Source organism: Arthrobacter sp. CAN_A2 (assembly GCF_015752045.1).
In the GTDB taxonomy this organism is placed as follows: Bacteria; Actinomycetota; Actinomycetes; order Actinomycetales; family Micrococcaceae; genus Arthrobacter_D.
In genome coordinates, this window is record NZ_JADOUS010000007.1 from 59,986 (window position 1) to 78,666 (window position 18,681).

An 18,681-nucleotide genomic window follows, 5' to 3' on the forward strand; every position below is an offset into this window, starting at 1 on the left:
GTACGCCGTACACTCTACGCCACGCCGGTGGCCCCCGGACCAGGATCGGCAGCACCGGTGGACACCAGGGAAGGGCAGGACGACCGTGAAGAGCACCCGACGATCCGAGCAGGCCACGACCACGACCGCGCCGCCGACCCGCACCCCGGGCAGGCCGTCCTGGCTGGTGCCCGTGGGCCTGATCCTGCTCAGCCTCATTCCCGTCCTCGCAGGCGCCGCCCGCCTCACGGAGCTGGCCGCCGGGCCCGAGGTCACCGTCCGCAATGCGCGATTCGTCGCATTCCCCGTTCCCGTCGTCCTGCACATCCTCAGCGCCACGCTGTACACCGTGCTGGGGGCCTTCCAGTTCGTCCCCTCCCTGCGGCGAGGCGGGCGGACCTGGCACAGGGCCGCCGGCAGGATCCTCTTTCCGGCGGGACTGGTGGCGGCGCTCACGGGCCTCTGGATGGCCTCGTTCTCCGCGCTCCCGCCCAGCGACGGCCGGCTGCTCCTCGCCTTCCGGCTCCTCTTCGGGACCGGGATGGTCCTCAGCCTCCTCCTGGGCGTCCGTGCCGTGATGCGCGGCGACACCAGCACCCACGGCGCATGGATGACCCGCGCCTACGCGATCGGCCTCGGCGCCGGGACCCAGGCCCTCATCCTCATCGTCCCGGAGCTCCGCGGCACACCGCCCGATGTGACGATGCGGGCCCTGCTGATGGGTGCCGGATGGATCATCAACCTGGGCGTCGCGGAGGTCGTCATCCGCCGGCGGGCCCGGTCGCGGGCTCCCCGTCGACCCTCCGGCGGCGATGGCCCACCCCCGGGCGGGCGACGGCCACCGCATGTCGGGTCGCCACCTGTCCGCGGCCGGCAGTACGGCTAGAGCACGTCGAGTGCGTCGAGCCGGACGTGGACCGGCTCGCCCGTCCGCCTCGCGGACAGCGCCGCCCGGCGGGCCCGCAGCACCCTCGTGACGCCCGCGGCCGCGCGGTAGGAGAAGAACAGCAGCATACGATGGCTGCCCTGCCCCGCCAGCGCGTCCGGTGCGGCGTTGCCGCGGTCGGTGCCGCGCTTCGGGCCGGCGAGGGCGCGGGCGGCCAAAACGGCGTCACGGCGGACATCGGGAGGGACGGGCGCCGGACCGACGACACGCACGGTGCCCTCGGTGCCCTCGGTCTCCAGGCCGTCGAGGAAGTGGGTGAGGGCTTCCCTGGTCCCCGTGAGCACCGCATACCGGACAGCCGGCGGAAGCCCGAGTTCGTGGCGTTCTGCCAGTTCGCGGGACGCTGCTCCCGCCGGATCCCACCGTACGAGGTGGCCGACGGCGACGTCGTCGTCGCCGGTGATCACCACCGTCCCGCCGGCGGTGGCGGGACGCGCGAGGATCGCCGCGGAGAACCAGCGACGCAGCGCGTCCTCCCCGGCGCGCATCGATTCACGGCTGAGCATGGCGTTGCCGTCGAGCAGGATGACGGCGGCGTATCCCCCCGCGGCCACGGGTTCCGCCCCCGGGGTGGCGACGACGACGGCGGGCACGTCCCGGACGTCGTCGACGATGTGCTCGCCCGCCGAGGAGATGACCGGGACCCCGGGGAAGGCCCGTCCCAGTTCCTCGGCGGTCCGGGTGGCGCCCGTGACGGTGGACCGCATCCGGGTGCCGCCGCATTCCGGGCAGGCCCAGTGGGGGTCCGGGCGGCCGCACCACCGGCAGGCGGGCGGTGCGTTCCGCCCCGACTGCGCCAGCGGCCCGGCGCAGACCGGACAGCGGGCCGCGTGGCGGCACCGGTCGCAGGCCAAGGCCGGGGAGAAGCCCGTGCGGGCGACCTGCAGGAGGACGGGGCCGGTCTTCAGCCCGGCCTGCGCCGCAGCCCAGGCGGCGTGGGGGATACGGGCCTGGGCGGCCAGCGGGTCGCGCTCCATCTGGTAGGCGTCGGCGGCGTGGAGGACGCGGGGCGCCGAACGGCGCACCTCGCTGCGGTCGGCCTGGATGGCATGCGCCCAGCCGGTGTCGACGAGGCGCTGCGCCTCGGTGGTGCGGGCGAAGGAGGAGAGCAGCATCGCCGCCCCGGCCTGCTCGGCACGCAGCAGCAGGACGTCGCGGACGTGCTGGTACGGCGCGCGCTGCTCGACGTGCTGGTCGTCGCCGTCGTCCCACAGGCAGACGAGCCCGAGGTCCCGCACGGGCGCGTAGGCGGCCGACCGCGTACCGACCGCCACGGTCGCCGTCCCGTGGAGGATGCGCAGGAAGTTGCGGTACCTGGGGGTCGCGCCGTCCTCGCCCGTCAGCCGGGCCACCGCCGGTGCCCCGAGGCGGCCCACGAGGGCGGCCTCCATGCGCGCCAGGTCCCGCTGGTCGGGGACCACGACGACCGCTCCCCTGCCGGAGGACACCGCAGCCGCGACCGCGTCGGCGATCTCCTCGTGCCAGGCCGTGGCACCGTACCCGCCGAGGCTCGTCAGCACGGCCCGGGGCGATTCGCCGGAACAGAGGTGCTGCAGGTAGGCGGGGCCGTTCGGGTAGCGCCGGAAGCCGCCGGAGGGCGGCGGTTCCGCGGCGACGGGCAGCACCGTGGAGGACGTGCCCGGGGCGCCTCCGACGCCCGATGCGGCGGCCGCCCCGGAGGGCCGCGGCATGGACTCCCCGTGGGCCGCGGCGGCGGCACCCGGGTCGTCGAACTCGGCCTCGACCCGGGCCATGCGCGGGGGTACGGCCGACCGCAGGACGTCGCTCACGGTGCCGACCGACCGCGCGGCGACCGCCGTCGCGAGGGCGAGGACCTCGGGGGTGAGTACCCGCTGCGGGGAGAGGACCTTCGCGAGCGGCAGGAGTGTCGCCGTCGTGCTGGCCTCCTGGATCCGCTCCGCGAGGAAGCCTGCGTGCTCGCGCCCGGCGAACCGCACCTTCACCCGGACGCCGGGCTGCGCCTCGGCGTCCATGGCGGCCGGGACCGCGTAGTCGAAGTACCGGTCGAGATGGGGAAGCTGCGCGTCCAGGATCACCCGTGCGATAGGCAGTGACGACGCCCGCGCGGGATCGGCCTGCGGCAGCTGGGCGGCCCCAAAGCCGTGCAGCAACGACAACTGGCCGTCCGTGCCATCCGGCAGGCGGGTGGTGTGCGTCATGATGCTCCGGCCGGGCCTACGGCCGCCTCCTCCCGTGTCAGGCGTTGAAGTAGCTCCTGAGCTTGTCCACGCGGTCGGTGCGCTCCCAGGTGAAACCGTCCTCCTCGCGGCCGAAGTGGCCGTGGGCCGCGGTGCGCTGGTAGATCGGGCGCTTCAGATCGAGGGCGTGGATGATGCCGAGCGGGCGGAGATCGAACACCTCGCGGATGGCGGCACCGATCTTCAGCGGGTCCACGGTCTCGGTGCCGAAGGTCTCCACGTAGATCCCGACGGGCTGTGCCATGCCGATGGCGTAGGCGATCTGGATCTCGGCACGGCGGGCGAGCCCGGCCGCCACGACGTTCTTCGCGACCCACCGCATGGCGTAGGCCGCCGAACGGTCCACCTTCGACGGGTCCTTGCCGCTGAACGCGCCGCCGCCGTGGCGGGCCGTGCCGCCGTAGGTGTCGACGATGATCTTGCGGCCGGTCAGTCCGGCGTCGCCCACGGGGCCGCCGATGACGAAGGCACCGCCGGGGTTGAGGATGTGGCGGACCGACGAGGCGTCGAGGTCGGAATCGGCCAGGACCGGGGTGACCACGTGCTCGACGAGACCGGCGCGCAGCTCCTCGAGGGACACCTCGGCGGAGTGCTGGGAGGAGATGACCACGGAGTCGATCGAGACGGGGCGGTCGCCGTCGTAGCCGATGGTGACCTGCGTCTTGCCGTCCGGGCGGAGATACGGGAGGGTCCCGTCCTTGCGGACGGCGGTGAGGCGCTCGGACAGCCGGTGCGCCAGCCAGATGGGGGCGGGCATGAGCACGGCGGTCTCGTCGCTCGCGTAGCCGAACATGATGCCCTGGTCCCCCGCGCCCTGGGCGTCGTAGGGGTCCAGGCCCGTCCCCTCACGGGTCTCGAGCGAGGTGAACACGCCGGAGGCGATCTCGGCGCTCTGCTGCCCGATCGAGACGGACACGCCGCAGCGGGCGCCGTCGAAGCCGTTGGCCGAGGAGTCGTAACCGATGCCGAGGATGGTCTTGCGGACGATGTCGGGGATCTCGACGTACGCCTCGGTGGTGACCTCGCCCGCGACATGCACGAGCCCGGTGGTCACGAGGGTCTCCACCGCGACGCGCGAGTCGGGATCCTGGGCGAGCATGCCGTCGAGGATGGCGTCGCTGATCTGGTCGCAGATCTTGTCGGGATGGCCCTCCGTCACCGATTCCGAGGTGAAAAGGCGCAGGGGGGAATCGATGCTGGGAGAATTCACGTGCTCACTCTACTTGGTTGGAGGGACAGTCCTGCATGGATCAGCGGGACAGCAGGCGCGCGGCATGGGCGATCACGGCGTCGGCGACGACCCGCTTGGAACCATGCACCGCGGCTGGTTCGCTGCCGTCCGCGTCGAGGATGGTCACCTCGTTGGAGTCCTTGCCGAACACCCGGTCCGCGCTGACCACGTTGAGCACCAGGAAGTCGCAGCCCTTCCGGGCGAGCTTCGCGCGGGCGTGCGTGAGGGGATCGGCGGCGGCGTCGCCCGTCTCGGCCGCGAAGCCGGCGATGACCTGCGGCTGTGCGCCGGCGTCCCGGGCGAGCACCGCCTCGCGGAGCACATCGGGGTTGCGGACGAGGGTGATGACAGGGTCGGTCCCGTCGTCGTTCTTCTTGATCTTGGTGGTGGCCGGCTCCGCGGGACGGAAGTCCGCGACGGCGGCGGCCATGACCAGCACGTCCGTGGTGGGCAGCGCGTCGAGGACGGCCTCGCGCAGCTGGAGGGCGGACTCGACGCGCACGACGTCGCAGCCGGCGGGCGGCGCGACCTCGGCGTGGGCGAGGACGAGGGTCACCTGGGCGCCCTGGGCGAGGGCCGCCTCGGCCAGCGCCATGCCTTGCTTGCCCGAGGACCGGTTCCCGAGGAACCGGACCGGGTCGAGGGCCTCGCGCGTGCCGCCCGCGGAGATGGTGACGCGCCTGCCCCGCAGGCTGCCACCGTTCCCGGCGCGGGTGACGACGGCGATGGCCGCCGCGAAGATGTCCGCCGGCTCCGGGAGCCTGCCGGGGCCGGAGTCCGCACCGGTGAGACGGCCGGTTGCCGGTTCGAGGACGGTCACGCCTCGCGAACGGAGGGTCTCGACGTTCGCGCGGGTGGCCGCGTGCTGCCACATCTCGGTGTGCATCGCGGGAGCCATGACCACGGGGCCGCGCGCCATGAGGAGCGTGCCCGTGAGGAGGTCGTTCGCGAGACCCGCGGCGGCGCGCGCCAGGACGTCCGCGGTGGCAGGCGCGACGACGACGAGATCGGCCTCGTGCCCGAGGCGCACGTGGTTCACCTTGTCGACGTCGTCCCAGACGCTGTTGCTCACGGGATGGCCCGAGAGCGCCTCCCAGGTGGCGGTGCCGACGAAGCGGGTGGCGGCGTCGGTGGGGATGACGGTGACGTCATGGCCCGACTCCGTGAAAAGACGGAGGAGGGATGCGGCCTTGTAGGCCGCGATCCCTCCTCCGACACCGAGGACTACGCGCACCGGCGGTCCGTGTTCCGGGCTGCCGTGATTACTCGGACGGTTCCATCGGCGTGGACACCAGCATGCCCTCGTTGATCTCGCGCAGGGCGATGGAGAGGGGCTTCTCGTTCAGCCGGGTGTCGACGAGCGGGCCGACGTACTCGAAGAGGCCTTCGTGGAGCTGGGAGTAGTACGCGTTGATCTGGCGGGCACGCTTGGCACCGTAGATCACGAGGGCGTACTTCGAGTCCGAGGCCTCCAGCAGAGAATCGATCGGCGGGTTGATGATGCCTTCGGGCTGAGTTGACACAGAGTTCTCCAAAAAATAAGGCGGGACCGGCCGGATCAGCGCTCCTCAGCGCTCCAGCGGACGCAGTCCCATCAGTGATACGAGCTCGTCTGCCGCATGCTCCACGGTGTCGTTGACGACGGTGTGGTTGAATTCCGGCTCGGCGGCAAGTTCCAGTTTAGCGGTTTCCAGCCGCTGCCGCTGTTCCTCGGCCGTTTCGGTGCCGCGTCCCGCGAGCCGGCGCACCATCTCGTCCCAGCTGGGGGGCGCGAGGAACACGAAGGTTGCCTCCGGCATGGTCTCCTTCACCTTGCGCGCTCCCTGCAGATCGATCTCCAGGAGTACGGTCCGGCCCTCGTCCATCGCGGCCTGGACGGTCCGGCGCAGCGTACCGTAGCGGTTGCGGCCGTGGACCACGGCCCACTCCAGCAGCTGCTCCTCGCCGACGAGCCGGTCGAACTCCTCCGGGGAGACGAAGAAGTAGTGCACGCCGTCGATCTCCCCCGGGCGCGGCGGGCGGGTGGTCGCCGATACGGACAGCCACACCTCGGGATAGTTGTCCCGGATGTAGGTGGACACCGTTCCCTTGCCGACCGCCGTCGGGCCCGCCAGGACTGTCAACCGGGGCTGTGACACTACCGCTTCCTTACTTTCTGGCCGAGCCAGACTGGTGTTGTTCGAGATAGGTGACGAGGGCCTTGCGCTGGTGGATGCCGAGCCCGCGTACGCGACGGGTCCCCGCGATGCCCACCTCCGCCATGATGGCGGCTGCCCGCACGTCGCCGACGCCGGGCAGGGCCTTGAGGAGGTCGAGGACTTTCAGGCGGCCCACGGCGTCGTCGCCGTCGGGATTCTCGATCACATCCGCCACGGAAAGCTTACCGGTCCTCAGCCGGGACTTGACGTCCGCCCGCACCGCGCGCGCCGCCGTCGCCTTCTCGCGCGCCCGCGTCCGCTCGGCATCCGTCAATGGCTTCAGGCTCACTGCTGCTCCCTACGCTGGACGGCACCAGGGATGGCGGCGACCGCTCGTCGTGTGGCTGGGTCGGGTGGATCGGCGGACACGCCTGGACGTCATCCGGGGTCGGTGGGGGGCCGGCAGGCCCGGTGGAACGAACCTACCGGGCCTGCGCCTCCGAAATCAATGCGGCCCCGCGCTCAGACGAGCAGGTCGCGCGTCCGTTCCGCCTCCGCGCGCAGTGCTGCCGGGTGCGGGCCCGCGGCGAGGATCGCCCGGCTCGACGTCGGCAGCACGAACGGCAGCGCCGCCCCGAACGCGGTTTCCAGTTCGCGGCGCCCGGCGCCCTGGGCGCCGACCCCGGGGGCGAGGACGGGGCCGTTGAGGGAGGGCAGGTCGAGGCCGAGGCGCTGCGCGGCATCGCCGACCGTGGCTCCGACCACCAGCCCCACGTGGCCCGGCCCGGGACCCGCGTTCTCGGCGGCGGCCGCATGCGCGACGGACCGTGCCACGGACGCGCGCCCACCCACGTGCTGCACCGAGCGGCCTTCGGGATTGGACGTCAGCGCGAGGACGAACACCCCGCGTCCCGTCGCGGTGGCGAGGTCGAGGGCGGGCCGGAGGGATTCGAACCCGAGGTACGGGTTCAGGGTGACGGCGTCGGCGGCCAGCGGGCGGCCCTCCCCCAGCCACGCCTCGGCGTAGGCCCGCATGGTGGACCCGATGTCGCCACGCTTGGCGTCCGCGATGGTCAGGACCCCGGCATCGGCCGCGCGTGCCAGCAGCGTCTCGAGGACCGCGAGTCCGCGCGCGCCGTGTCGTTCGTACAGTGCGACCTGCGGCTTGAGGGCCGCGGCGACCGGCCCGACGGCGTCGAGCACGGTGAGGGAGAACCGCTCGAGGCCCGCCGGGGAGTCCTCCAGCCCCCAGGCAACCAGCAGCCCGGGATGCGGGTCGATGCCGACGCAGAGGCTCCCCCGGGCCGCCCGGGCCGCCGCGAGCCGTTCCCCGAAGGGGGCGCGGGGCACGGCTGCGCCTGCCTCAGGAGGCATCGCGGGCCGCGGTGGACGCCCGGAGGTTCGCCGCGTGCTCCTGGAGGCTCGTCACCGACCACTCGTAGGAGCGCATGGCCTCGATCGCCTGCACGGCGGCCCCCACCTCGGGGATCGTCGTGATGACCGGGAGCCCGTAGGAGGTGGCGGCCGCGCGGATCTCGTAGCCGTCGCCGCGCGCCTGTCCGCCGGACGGCGTGTTGATGATCATGTCGATCCCGCCCTCGGTGATGAGGTCGACGACGGTGCCCTCGCCGTGGGCTCCTGCGCCCTCGGCGACCTTGCGGACCGTGGTCGCCTGGATGCCGTTGCGCCGCAGGACGTCGGCCGTGCCGCCCGTGGAGACGATCTCGAAGCCGAGGTCCACGAGCCGCTTGACCGGCATGATGATGGCGCGCTTGTCCCGGTTGGCGACGGACACGAAGACCTTGCCCTGCACCGGGAGGGCCGCGTTCGCGGCGGCCTGGCTCTTCGCGAAGGCCGTGTCGAAGTACTTGTCGATGCCCATGACCTCGCCCGTGGAGCGCATCTCGGGCCCGAGCAGGGAGTCGACCACCGTGCCCTCCGGTGTGCGGAAGCGGCTGAAGGGCAGCACGGCCTCCTTGACGGAGACCGGTGCGTCCAGCGGCAGGGAGCCGCCGTCGCCCCGGGCCGGCAACAGGCCGCGCCCGCGCAGTTCCGCGACCGTCACCCCGGTGCCGATCAGGGCGGCACCCTTGGCCAGCTGCACGCCGGTGGCCTTCGAGACGAACGGTACGGTCCTCGAGGCACGGGGGTTGGCCTCGAGGACGTACAGGACGTCGGAGGCCAGCGCGAACTGGATGTTGATGAGTCCGCGCACCCCGACGCCCTCGGCGATGGCGAGGGTCGCCTCACGGACGCGCTGCAGGACGTCGGCGCCGAGGGTGATGGGAGGAAGCACGCAGGCCGAGTCGCCGGAGTGGATGCCGGCTTCCTCGATGTGCTCCATGATCCCGCCGAGGTACATCTCCATGCCGTCGTAGAGCGCGTCGACGTCGATCTCGATCGCGTCCTCGAGGAAGCGGTCGATCAGCACGGGGTGAGCCTCGGTGATCTCCGTGGCGTTGGTGATGTAGCGGGACAGGTTCGCCTCGTCGTAGACGATCTCCATGCCGCGGCCGCCGAGCACGTAGGACGGACGGACCAGCACGGGGTAGCCGATGTCGTCGGCGATCTTCTTCGCGTCCTCGAAGGACACCGCGGTGCCGTTCTTCGGGGAGATCAGGCCCCCGGCGTCGAGCACGCGGCTGAACGCCCCGCGGTGCTCGGCGAGGTCGATGGCCTCGGGGGACGTGCCGAGGATCGCGATCCCGGCGTCGGCCAGTTCCTGGGCGAGCTTGAGCGGTGTCTGCCCGCCGAGCTGGACGAAGACGCCGAGGACCCCGCCGGTGCGCTGCTCCGCCGCGATGACCTCGAGGACGTCCTCGAGGGTCAGCGGCTCGAAGTACAGGCGCGTGGAGATGTCGTAGTCCGTGGAGACCGTCTCGGGGTTGCAGTTGATCATGACCGTCTCGTGGCCGGCCTCGCGCAGTGCCATCGTGGCATGGACGCAGGAGTAGTCGAACTCGATGCCCTGGCCGATCCGGTTGGGCCCGGAGCCGAGGATGATCACCGAGGGCTTCTCGTGCTGCGCCACCTCGTCCTCCTCGTCGTAGGACGAGTAGTGGTAGGGCGTGTAGGCGGCGAACTCCGCCGCGCACGTGTCCACGGTCTTGAAGACCGGGCGGATGCCGAGCGCGTGCCGCACCCCGCGCACCACGGCCTCCGGCGTGGAGGTGAGGGAGCCGATCTGCTCGTCCGAGAACCCGTGGCGCTTGGCATGCCGCAGCACCTCCTCCGTCAGGTTCGGCGCCGAGCGCACCTCCTCGGCGATCTCGTTGAGGAGCACGAGCTGGTCGAGGAACCACGGGTCGATCGCCGTGGCCTCGTAGAGCCGCTCCACGGTGGCACCGCCGAGCAGGGCGCGCTGCACCTGGGAGAGCCGTTCGGTGGTGGGACGCCTGGCCGCCTCGACGAGGGCGTCGACGTCGTCGGCCGGGACGGGCGCGAAGGACAGCTGCGAGCCCTTCTGCTCGAGGGAGCGGAGCGCCTTCTGCAGCGCCTCGGTGAAGTTGCGGCCCATCGCCATCGCTTCGCCCACGGACTTCATGGTGGTGGTGAGCGTGGGGTCCGCGGCGGGGAACTTCTCGAACGCGAACCGCGGGACCTTGACCACCACGTAGTCGAGGGTGGGCTCGAAGGACGCCGGGGTCTTCAGCGTGATGTCGTTGGGGATCTCGTCGAGCGTGTAGCCGAGGGACAGCTTCGTCGCGATCTTGGCGATGGCGAACCCGGTGGCCTTCGACGCGAGGGCGGAGGAGCGCGAGACGCGCGGATTCATCTCGATGACCACCACACGGCCCGTGGACGGTTCGATGGCGAACTGGATGTTGCAGCCGCCCGTATCGACGCCGACCTCGCGGATCACGGCGATCGAGATGTCCCGCAGGCGCTGGTACTCGCGGTCCGTGAGCGTCAGGGCGGGCGCGACCGTGATGGAGTCGCCGGTGTGCACGCCCACCGGGTCGACGTTCTCGATGGAGCACACGACCACGACGTTGTCGTTCCGGTCGCGCATCATCTCGAGCTCGTACTCCTTCCACCCGAGGATGCTCTCCTCGAGGAGGACCTCGCTCGTGGGGCTGTATTGCAGGCCCTGGCCGACGATCCGGCGGAGGTCCTTCTCCGTGTACGCGAGGCCGGAACCCAGGCCGCCCATCGTGAAGGACGGCCGCACCACCATCGGGTAGCCGAGGTCCTCGGCGGCCGCCAGGGCCTCGTCGATGGTGTGGATGATCGAGGACCGGGCCGATTCGGCGCCGCACCGTGCAACGACGCCCTTGAACTTCTCGCGGTCCTCGCCGAGCTCGATCGCGGCGATGTTCGCGCCGATGAGCTCCACGCCGTACTTGTCAAGGACACCGTTCTTGTCGAGGGCGATGGCCGTGTTCAGCGCCGTCTGGCCACCGAGGGTGGGCAGCAGGGCGTCCGGGCGTTCCTTCGCGATGATCTTCTCGACGACGTCGGGGGTGATCGGCTCCACGTAGGTGGCGTCGGCGAACTCCGGGTCGGTCATGATGGTGGCCGGATTGGAGTTCACGAGGATGACGCGCAGTCCCTCCTCGCGCAGGACGCGCAGTGCCTGCGTGCCCGAGTAGTCGAATTCGGCGGCCTGCCCGATGACGATCGGCCCTGAGCCGATCACGAGCACGCTCTTGAGGTCGGTTCTGCGGGGCATCAGTTCTCTTCCTGGGTTGTGCTGTCGGGGCGGGGCTGGGTGGCCGCGCCTTCCTTCTCGGACCGCATCAGGTCGATGAAGCGGTCGAAGAGGTACGCCGAGTCGTGCGGGCCGGCCGCCGCCTCGGGGTGGTACTGGACGGAGAAGGCGGGGAGGTCCAGGCACGCCAGTCCCTCGACGACGTCGTCGTTCAGGCTCACATGGCTCACCTCGACGCGGCCGTAGGTGCCGGCGGGCGCCTCGACGGGGCCGTCCAGCGGTGCGTCGACGGCGAAACCGTGGTTCTGCGACGTGATCTCGACCTTGCCGGTGCGGCGGTCCAGGACCGGCTGGTTGATCCCGCGGTGGCCGTAGCGGAGCTTGTACGTCCCGAAGCCGAGCGCGCGGCCGAGGATCTGGTTGCCGAAGCAGATACCGAAGAACGGCACGCGCGCATCCAGCACACGGCGCAGGAGGTCCACCTGGGCGTCGGCGGTCGCGGGATCGCCGGGCCCGTTGGACATGAAGACGCCGTCCGGCCGGGCGGCCATGACGTCGTCGAACGACGCCGAGGCGGGCAGGACGACGGTGCGCACGCCGCGCTGGGCGAAGTGCCGGGGCGTCATCGTCTTGATGCCGAGGTCCAGGGCCACGATGGTGGCCACCGCGTCGCCGGTCCAGCCGTGGTCGGCGGGGTCGACGACGTATGCCTCGTCGATGCTGACCTCCTCGGCGAGGCGGGAGCCCGCCATGGACGGCTGGCCGAGGACCATCCCGACGAGCCGGTCCTCGGGCAGTGCGGCGTCGGCACCGGAGAAGATGCCGGCGCGCATGGCGCCGCGCTCGCGGAGGTGCCGGGTGACGGCGCGCGTGTCGACGCCCTCGATGCCGACGATCCCCTGCTCGCGCAGCTGGTCGTCGAGGCTCTGCTCGGCGCGCCAGTTGGAGGGACGGCGTGCCGCGTCGCGGATGATGTACCCCGCCACCCAGATGCGGCGCGACTCGGCGTCGGCCGCGTTCACCCCGGTGTTGCCGATGTGCGGCGCCGTCTGGACGACGAGCTGGCGGGCGTAGGACGGATCGGTGATGGTCTCCTGGTACCCGGTCATGCCGGTGGCGAAGACGGCCTCGCCGAGCGTGGTGCCCTGGGCGCCGTAGGCGCGGCCGCGGAAGGTGCGGCCGTCCTCGAGGACGAGCACCGCGGGTGCCTGTCGGTGGACCGGTGCCGTTGTTGGAGCGTGGCTCACAGCTGTTCCCTGCCTTCGGGGGTCGATGGGGTGCGGTCGGGGGTGGTGTCTCTGCGGGGGGTGTCCGGGCGGGCGGTGTCCGGGCGGGCCGTGCCCGGGCGTGCGGGGCCGGCCGGGACGAGCGCGGCGATGGCGGCGACCAGCTGGGCTTTGTTCGCGGCGTGGCGGGTGCGGAACCCCGTGTCGACGCGCTGCGCGCCGAGATCCCAGGTGAGGATGACGAGCCCCTCCTTCTCGACGAACTTGCCGGTCATGCCGCCCGCGAGCTGCACCGAGGTGAGGTCGCCGCGCGGGATGAAGACGGTGCGGGCGCCCGTACGCGAGATCAGCACCCCGTCCTCGTGGACGGCGGCGACGGCGTTGCCGCGCAGGCCGAGGCCGTGGACCGCGATGCGGTCGAGCCAGTCTCCCGCCGTCGTCGTCGCGACGTACTGTCCCTCTGCCTCGTAGAGGACGGGGCCCGGGTCCGCGGGCGGCTCGTGCGGTTCGGGGACGTCCGACTGGCGACGCAGCCGGTTGCGCCACCCGAGCCCCATGAGCGCGACGATCACGGCGATGATGCCGACGGTCAGGGCGACCCAGCCTAGAGATTCCATGCGTCCGCCCCTTCGGTAGCGAGCGCCGCGGACGCCGGACGGGGTGAGGCGAGGCGCCCGTCGAGGACGGTCGGGTGGCCGGCGTAGAACGTGGCCCGGACGCTGCCGGGCAGTTCGAGGCCGCGGAAGGGGCTGTTGCGGCCCTTTGTGGCCATCGTGGACGGATCGACGGTCCAGCGTGCGGCCGGATCGACGAGGATCAGGTTGGCCGGCTCACCGGCGGCGATCGGCCGGCCCTGGTGCCCCAGCCGTCCGATCCGTGCCGGATTGCCCGACGTGACGCGGGCGAAGCCCTCCCAGTCCAGCAGCCCGGTCTCCACCATGGCGTGCTGCACGACGGACAGGGCGGTCTCGAGGCCCGTCATGCCCATGGCCGCCTGCGCCCACTCGCATTCCTTGTGCTCGCTCGGGTGCGGGGCGTGGTCGGTGCCGACGACGTCGATCGTGCCGTCGGCGAGGGCCGCCCGCAGCGCATGAACGTCCTCGGACGTGCGCAGCGGCGGGTTGACCTTGTAGACCGGGTCATAGCTGCGGACGAGCTCGTCGGTCAGGAGCAGGTGGTGCGGGGTGACCTCGGCGGTGACGTCGATGCCGCGGGCCTTCGCCCACCGGATGATCTCCACCGATCCGGCGGTGGAGACGTGGCAGACGTGCAGGCGCGACCCGACGTGCTGGGCGAGCAGGACATCGCGGGCGATGATGCTCTCCTCCGCGACGGCCGGCCAGCCGGTCAGGCCGAGCACGGCCGAGACCTCGCCCTCGTTCATCTGGGCGCCCTCGGTGAGGCGCGGTTCCTGCGCGTGCTGCGCGATGACGCCGTCGAACGCCTTGACGTATTCGAGCGCTCGGCGCATGAGGACGGGGTCGTGCACGCAGACGCCGTCGTCGGAGAAGACGCGGACGGCCGCCCGGGATTCTGCCATGGCGCCGAGCTCCGCGAGCCGCTCGCCGCCCAGGCCCACGGTCACCGCGCCCACCGGGCGCACCTCGACCCAGCCGGAGGCCAGGCCGAGGCGGTACACCTGCTCGACGACGCCGGCCGTGTCGGCGACGGGTGAGCTGTTGGCCATGGCGTGCACGGCGGTGAACCCGCCGAGCGCGGCGGCGCGCGACCCGGTCTCGACCGTCTCGGCGTCCTCCCGGCCCGGCTCACGGAGGTGCGTGTGCAGGTCCACCATGCCGGGCAGGGCGACGAGCCCCCGGGCGTCGACGGTCTCGGCGTCCGCCGGGGCGTCGGCCGTCGCCGCGGCGCCGACGGCGGCGATGACCCCGTCGCGGACGAGGATGTCCTGGATGTCGCCGCCCAGGATGGCGGCATCGCGGATGAGGTACGCGGGCGGGGTGGGGCCGGTGGTGCTGGTGCGGGTCGTCACAGGGTGCGGCCTTCCGGGATCGGGGCGGGCTGGTCGGCGGGCTGGTCGGGCTGGTCGTCGGGTTGATCGTCGTGCGGGTCCCCGGCGAGCAGCAGGTACAGCGCGGCCATGCGCACGGAGACGCCGTTGCGGACCTGCGCGAGGACGGTGGAGCGGGGCGAGTCCGCGGCTGCGGAGGAGATCTCCAGGCCCCGGTTCATGGGCCCGGGGTGCATGATCACGGTGTCGTCCAGGCCCATCGTGTCGAGCAGCGCGAGCCGTCCGTCGTCGAACCCCCAGCGCCGTGAGTACTCGCGCGTCGAGGGGAAGAAGGCGGCGTTCATGCGCTCGGCCTGCAGGCGGAGCATCATGACGGCATCGGGCCGCTGCGCGAGGGCCTCGTCGAGGTTGTAGAACACGGTGCAGGGCCAGGACCCGATACCGACCGGGAGCAGGGTGGGCGGGCCGGCGAGGAGGACCTCCGCGCCGAGCGTCGTCAGCAGCCAGACGTTGGAGCGCGCCACCCGCGAGTGGAGGACGTCCCCGACGATCAGGACCTTCATGCCGGCGAGGGTGCTCCCCGCGCTGGGCGTGCCCGCGATGCGTGCCCAGTGCCGGCGGAGCGTGAAGGCGTCGAGCAGGGCCTGGGTGGGGTGTTCGTGCGTCCCGTCGCCGGCGTTGACAACGGCGGCGTCGATCCAGCCCGACGCCGCGAGCCGCGCCGGGGCGCCGGAGGCCGGGTGGCGGATGACGACGGCGTCAGCGCTCATGGCCTCGAGGGTCTGCGCGGTGTCCTTCAGCGACTCGCCCTTGGACACCGAGGACCCCTTGACGGCGAAGTTGATGACGTCGGCGGAGAGGCGCTTCGCCGCGGCCTCGAAGGAGATGCGGGTGCGCGTGGAGTCCTCGAAGAAGAGGTTCACCACGGTCCTGCCCCGCAGCGCGGGGAGTTTCTTGATCTCCCGCTCCCCCACCGCCGCCATCTCCTCGGCGACGTCCAGCAGGCGCAGGGCGTTCCTCGCGGAGAGGTCCTGGGTGCTGAGCAGGTGCTTCACGCGCGGTCCTCGATGACGACCTCGTCCACGGCCGAGCCGCCGATCAGGTCGATCTCCGCGAGGTGCACACGCACGCGTTCCCGGGACGACGTCGGGAGGTTCTTGCCCACATGGTCCGCGCGGATGGGCAGCTCGCGGTGGCCCCGGTCCACGAGGACCGCCAGGCGGACGGCGCGCGGACGGCCCAGGTCGGCGAGGGCGTCGAGGGCCGCCCGGATGGTGCGACCCGAGTAGAGGACGTCGTCGACGAGGACCACGACCTTGTCGTCGATGCCCGACGGCGGCAGCTGCGTGGCGAGGGGGGATCGCGTGGGGTTGCGGCGGAGATCGTCCCGATACAGGGTGACGTCCAGCTGGCCGGTGATGAGGTCCGGGTCCACCGAGGCGTCGACGGACGCGATCTTCTGGGCGAGGCGCTGGGCCAGCGGGAAGCCCCTGCGGGGGATGCCCAGGAGCACGAGGTCCCGGGATCCCTTGTTCGCCTCGAGGATCTCGTGGGCGATGCGGGTGAGGGCCCGGTCGATGTCTGCTGCTGCGAGAACGACGCGCTTGGTGATGCCGGATTCCGAGGCAGGCATGGTCATAACACGCTTCCTCCTTCCCCGCCTCACTGGACGGAACTTAAAGGGTGGTTGCGCCTTCAAAACTACCACAGGGGCGCTTGCCCCTAGGGTTGGATCATGGCGATGAACAACCAGGGAACGAACGCGGGGGGCCCGCCGGACTACGGACGACCGGCCGACTCCCACCGCACACAGCAGGACCCGCAGTGGCACCCGCAGCGCGATCAGGGGTGGTGGAGCGACACCACCGTGCGGCACCCCCAGGCGGCCCCGCCGCGCGGCGCCGGCCACCCCCTGCATCCGGTGTGGATCCGGCCGCCGCGACGCGGGCGCGTCCGCGACGTCCTCCTCGTGCTCGTCGCGGCCCTCGTGGTGGCGGCCGTCCTCCTGGTCCTCTCGCTGTCCCTCGGGCCCTCGGCCTTCGTCCTCTGCGGGATCCTCGCCCTGGTACCGCTGGGGATCTGCCTGCTCGGGCTGCGCTGGATCGACCGGTGGGATCCGGAACCCCGCGGGGCGCTGCTCTTCGCGTTCCTGTGGGGCGCCGGAGCCTCCGTCGCCGTGACCCTGCTGCTCGGCACCTATGTGGTGGAACTGCTGGGAGACGCGTTCACCACGACGTCGCCCGAGGTTCTCGCGCCGGTGCTGCAGGCCCCGCTCGTCGAGGAGTTCGCCAAGGGCCTCGGCGTGCTGATCCTCGTGTACACGCGCCGCAGCCACTTCGACGGGCCCGTGGACGGCATCGTCTACGCCGGAACGGTCGCGGCCGGTTTCGCGTTCACCGAGAACATCCTCTACTTCGGCTCGGCCGTGCTGGATTCCGGCAGTGCCGGCGCCCTCGTGGGGGTGTTCGTCCTGCGCGGCCTGTTCTCCCCGTTCGCCCATGTCATGTTCACCGCGCTCCTGGGGTTCGTCCTCGGCTCCGCACTGAACCGGGGCGGCGGGAACGCGCGGATCCTGGGCGCCTTCGTGCTCGGGCTCCTGCCGGCGATCGCCGGGCACATGCTCTGGAACGGCGGCACGATCCTGCTGTTCGACAACTTCTTCCTCTTCTACTTCGTCGTCCAGGTGCCCCTGTTCATCGCCGCCGTGATCGCGGTCGTCCTCCTCCGTCGGGCCGAGCAGCGCCTCACCGAGGCCCGCCTCGGCGACTACGCGCGGGCGGGGTGGTTCACCCCCGAGGAGGTGCGCATGCTCGCCACCCGGCCCGGCCGGTCACAGGCCCTCGCCTGGGCACAGTCCATCGGGGCGAAGGAGGACATGCGCGCATTCATCCGGACGGGGTCGCGCATCGCGTACACGCGTCAGCGGATGCTGGGCGGACGGCGCGACGGCGACTACGCGGCCGAGGAACGCGCACTGCTGGCCGAGGCGTCGCAGCGGCGGGCCAGGATCTTCCAGCTGGCATCGGTCGGTCGCTGAGCGGCGCCCGGTCGGTCGATCCCGCCGTCGGCGGGCCCGAGAGCGCAGCCATGGTCGGTGCCGGACGGCGGAACCCGCCACCCGTGTGCACGGACGGCCTACGTGCTCCGGAAACGCCGAAGCTCCCGCAGGCCGTCGACGGCCTGCGGGAGCTTCCGGAGGGGTTACGCGGGGACGCTCAGGCGAGCAGGGTCGGCTTGAGCTGCTGCAGCCGCCCGAGGAGGCCGTTGACGAACTTCGGCGACTCGTCGGTGGAGAGCATCTTCGCGAGCTCGACCGCCTCACTGACCGCGACGCCGTCGGGGACGTCGTCGTTGTAGAGCAGCTCCCAGCTGCCGATCCGCAGGATCATGAGGTCGACGGCGGGCATGCGGTCGAGGGTCCAGCCCTGCGAATAGGTGCTCAGGAACTCGTCGATCTGCTCCTGACGCTCCAGGACGCCCTCGACGACATCCATCGTGTAGTCGGCGATGATCATGTCGGTCTTCTCGCGGCGTGCACGGATGACCTCGAGGGCCGGCATGTCGCGCTGCGCGGACTCGAAGAGGATGTCGAGGGCCCGACGCCGGGCCTTGCTGCGTGCGCTCACTCGTTGACGCGTCCCAGGTACTCGCCCGTGCGGGTGTCGACCTTGACCTTGGTACCGGTGCCCAGGAACAGCGGGACCTGGATCTCGTGGCCGGTCTCGACGGTGGCGGGCTTGGTACCGCCCGTGGAGCGGTCGCCCTGCAGGCCCGGCTCCGTGTAGGTGATCTCCAGCGTCACGGAGGCGGGGAGCTCGACGTACAGCGCGGAGCCCTCGTGCATGGCGATGGTGGCCATCTGGCTCTCGAGCATGAAGTTCGCGGCGTTGCCGACGGTCTTGCCCGGCACCGTGATCTGGTCGAAGTCCGTGGTGTCCATGAAGACGAAGTCTTCGCCGTCCTTGTACAGGTACTGGTAGTCGCGGCGGTCCACGGTGGCCGTCTCGATCTTCAGTCCGGCGTTGAAGGTCTTGTCGACCACCTTGCCGGAGAGGATGTTGCGGAGCTTGGTGCGGACGAAGGCGCCACCCTTGCCGGGCTTGACGTGCTGGAATTCGAGGACGTTCCAGAGGTTGCCTTCGAGCTTCAGAACAGTGCCGTTCTTGATGTCGTTCGTGGTCGCCACAGGTTCACTTTCGTCGGGTTCGCGGATGGATGGGCCGGCCGAGGCACAGCGGGCGCGCGGGGGCACACCAAAAGTCCAGACCCAAGTCTACCCCGTGCCGCACAGGGGCCCGTCGGCGGTGATCAGGTCGCCATCA

General features: G+C 71.6%; 17 protein-coding genes. 2 read left to right on the top strand and 15 right to left on the bottom strand.

Features of this window, described 5'->3' with window-relative positions:
- The first annotated feature begins 85 nt into the window (after positions 1-85).
- Positions 86-865: a DUF2306 domain-containing protein gene (locus IWX63_RS10670; protein WP_199278160.1), complete on the top strand. Its 780-nt coding sequence runs from the start codon at positions 86-88 to the stop codon at positions 863-865.
- On the opposite strand, the gene IWX63_RS10675 is transcribed toward IWX63_RS10670, so the two are convergent.
- The 13 genes from IWX63_RS10675 to pyrR form a co-directional block, all read right to left on the bottom strand.
- Positions 862-3,105, bottom strand: a complete 2,244-nt coding sequence (locus tag IWX63_RS10675; RefSeq protein WP_199278161.1) for a primosomal protein N' — start codon at positions 3,103-3,105, stop codon at positions 862-864. The genes IWX63_RS10670 and IWX63_RS10675 overlap by 4 nt on opposite strands.
- A 37-nt stretch (positions 3,106-3,142) precedes the next feature.
- Complete coding sequence (gene metK / locus IWX63_RS10680; protein ID WP_334685797.1) at positions 3,143-4,354, bottom strand: methionine adenosyltransferase; 1,212 nt, start codon at positions 4,352-4,354, stop codon at positions 3,143-3,145.
- Positions 4,355-4,394: 40 nt separating this feature from the next.
- A complete protein-coding gene (gene coaBC, locus IWX63_RS10685) occupies positions 4,395-5,609 on the bottom strand; it encodes a bifunctional phosphopantothenoylcysteine decarboxylase/phosphopantothenate--cysteine ligase CoaBC (protein ID WP_199278162.1) in 1,215 nt (404 codons plus the stop codon).
- 28 nt (positions 5,610-5,637) lie between these two features.
- On the bottom strand, positions 5,638-5,898 hold the full coding sequence (gene rpoZ / locus IWX63_RS10690) for a DNA-directed RNA polymerase subunit omega (RefSeq protein WP_199278163.1): 261 nt from the start codon (positions 5,896-5,898) through the stop codon (positions 5,638-5,640).
- A gap of 45 nt (positions 5,899-5,943) precedes the next feature.
- Entirely contained in the window at positions 5,944-6,513 is a 570-nt protein-coding gene (gene gmk, locus IWX63_RS10695; protein ID WP_199278164.1) for a guanylate kinase, read from the bottom strand.
- Between the two features lie 10 nt (positions 6,514-6,523).
- A complete protein-coding gene (gene mihF, locus IWX63_RS10700) occupies positions 6,524-6,862 on the bottom strand; it encodes an integration host factor, actinobacterial type (RefSeq protein ID WP_199278165.1) in 339 nt (112 codons plus the stop codon).
- Positions 6,863-7,035: 173 nt separating this feature from the next.
- Positions 7,036-7,887, bottom strand: a complete 852-nt coding sequence (pyrF, locus tag IWX63_RS10705) for an orotidine-5'-phosphate decarboxylase (protein WP_199278166.1) — start codon at positions 7,885-7,887, stop codon at positions 7,036-7,038.
- Positions 7,877-11,185: a carbamoyl-phosphate synthase large subunit gene (carB, locus tag IWX63_RS10710; RefSeq protein ID WP_199278167.1), complete on the bottom strand. Its 3,309-nt coding sequence runs from the start codon at positions 11,183-11,185 to the stop codon at positions 7,877-7,879. The genes pyrF and carB overlap by 11 nt, the downstream gene beginning before the upstream one ends.
- Positions 11,185-12,411 carry a glutamine-hydrolyzing carbamoyl-phosphate synthase small subunit gene (carA, locus tag IWX63_RS10715; protein ID WP_199278168.1) on the bottom strand — a complete coding sequence of 409 codons (1,227 nt, stop codon included), beginning with the start codon at positions 12,409-12,411 and terminating at the stop codon, positions 11,185-11,187. Before carA ends, carB begins: the two co-directional genes overlap by 1 nt.
- A complete protein-coding gene (locus tag IWX63_RS10720; RefSeq protein ID WP_334685799.1) occupies positions 12,408-13,007 on the bottom strand; it encodes a PH-like domain-containing protein in 600 nt (199 codons plus the stop codon). Before IWX63_RS10720 ends, carA begins: the two co-directional genes overlap by 4 nt.
- The gene (locus IWX63_RS10725; protein ID WP_199278169.1) at positions 12,995-14,380 is read right to left on the bottom strand and encodes a dihydroorotase; all 1,386 of its coding nucleotides are present in this window, start codon (positions 14,378-14,380) and stop codon (positions 12,995-12,997) included. The genes IWX63_RS10720 and IWX63_RS10725 overlap by 13 nt, the downstream gene beginning before the upstream one ends.
- Positions 14,377-15,414, bottom strand: coding sequence for an aspartate carbamoyltransferase catalytic subunit (locus IWX63_RS10730; protein ID WP_199278170.1), 1,038 nt, complete (start codon positions 15,412-15,414; stop codon positions 14,377-14,379). Before IWX63_RS10730 ends, IWX63_RS10725 begins: the two co-directional genes overlap by 4 nt.
- Positions 15,411-15,992: a bifunctional pyr operon transcriptional regulator/uracil phosphoribosyltransferase PyrR gene (gene pyrR / locus IWX63_RS10735; protein ID WP_442859125.1), complete on the bottom strand. Its 582-nt coding sequence runs from the start codon at positions 15,990-15,992 to the stop codon at positions 15,411-15,413. Before pyrR ends, IWX63_RS10730 begins: the two co-directional genes overlap by 4 nt.
- Positions 15,993-16,094: 102 nt before the next feature.
- Between pyrR and IWX63_RS10740 the strand changes: the two genes are divergently transcribed.
- Positions 16,095-17,396 carry a PrsW family intramembrane metalloprotease gene (locus IWX63_RS10740; RefSeq protein ID WP_199278172.1) on the top strand — a complete coding sequence of 434 codons (1,302 nt, stop codon included), beginning with the start codon at positions 16,095-16,097 and terminating at the stop codon, positions 17,394-17,396.
- A 178-nt stretch (positions 17,397-17,574) separates the two neighbouring features.
- On the opposite strand, the gene nusB is transcribed toward IWX63_RS10740, so the two are convergent.
- On the bottom strand, positions 17,575-17,985 hold the full coding sequence (gene nusB, locus IWX63_RS10745) for a transcription antitermination factor NusB (RefSeq protein WP_199278173.1): 411 nt from the start codon (positions 17,983-17,985) through the stop codon (positions 17,575-17,577).
- On the bottom strand, positions 17,982-18,545 hold the full coding sequence (efp, locus tag IWX63_RS10750) for an elongation factor P (protein ID WP_199278174.1): 564 nt from the start codon (positions 18,543-18,545) through the stop codon (positions 17,982-17,984). The genes nusB and efp overlap by 4 nt, the downstream gene beginning before the upstream one ends.
- Positions 18,546-18,681: the final 136 nt, after the last annotated feature.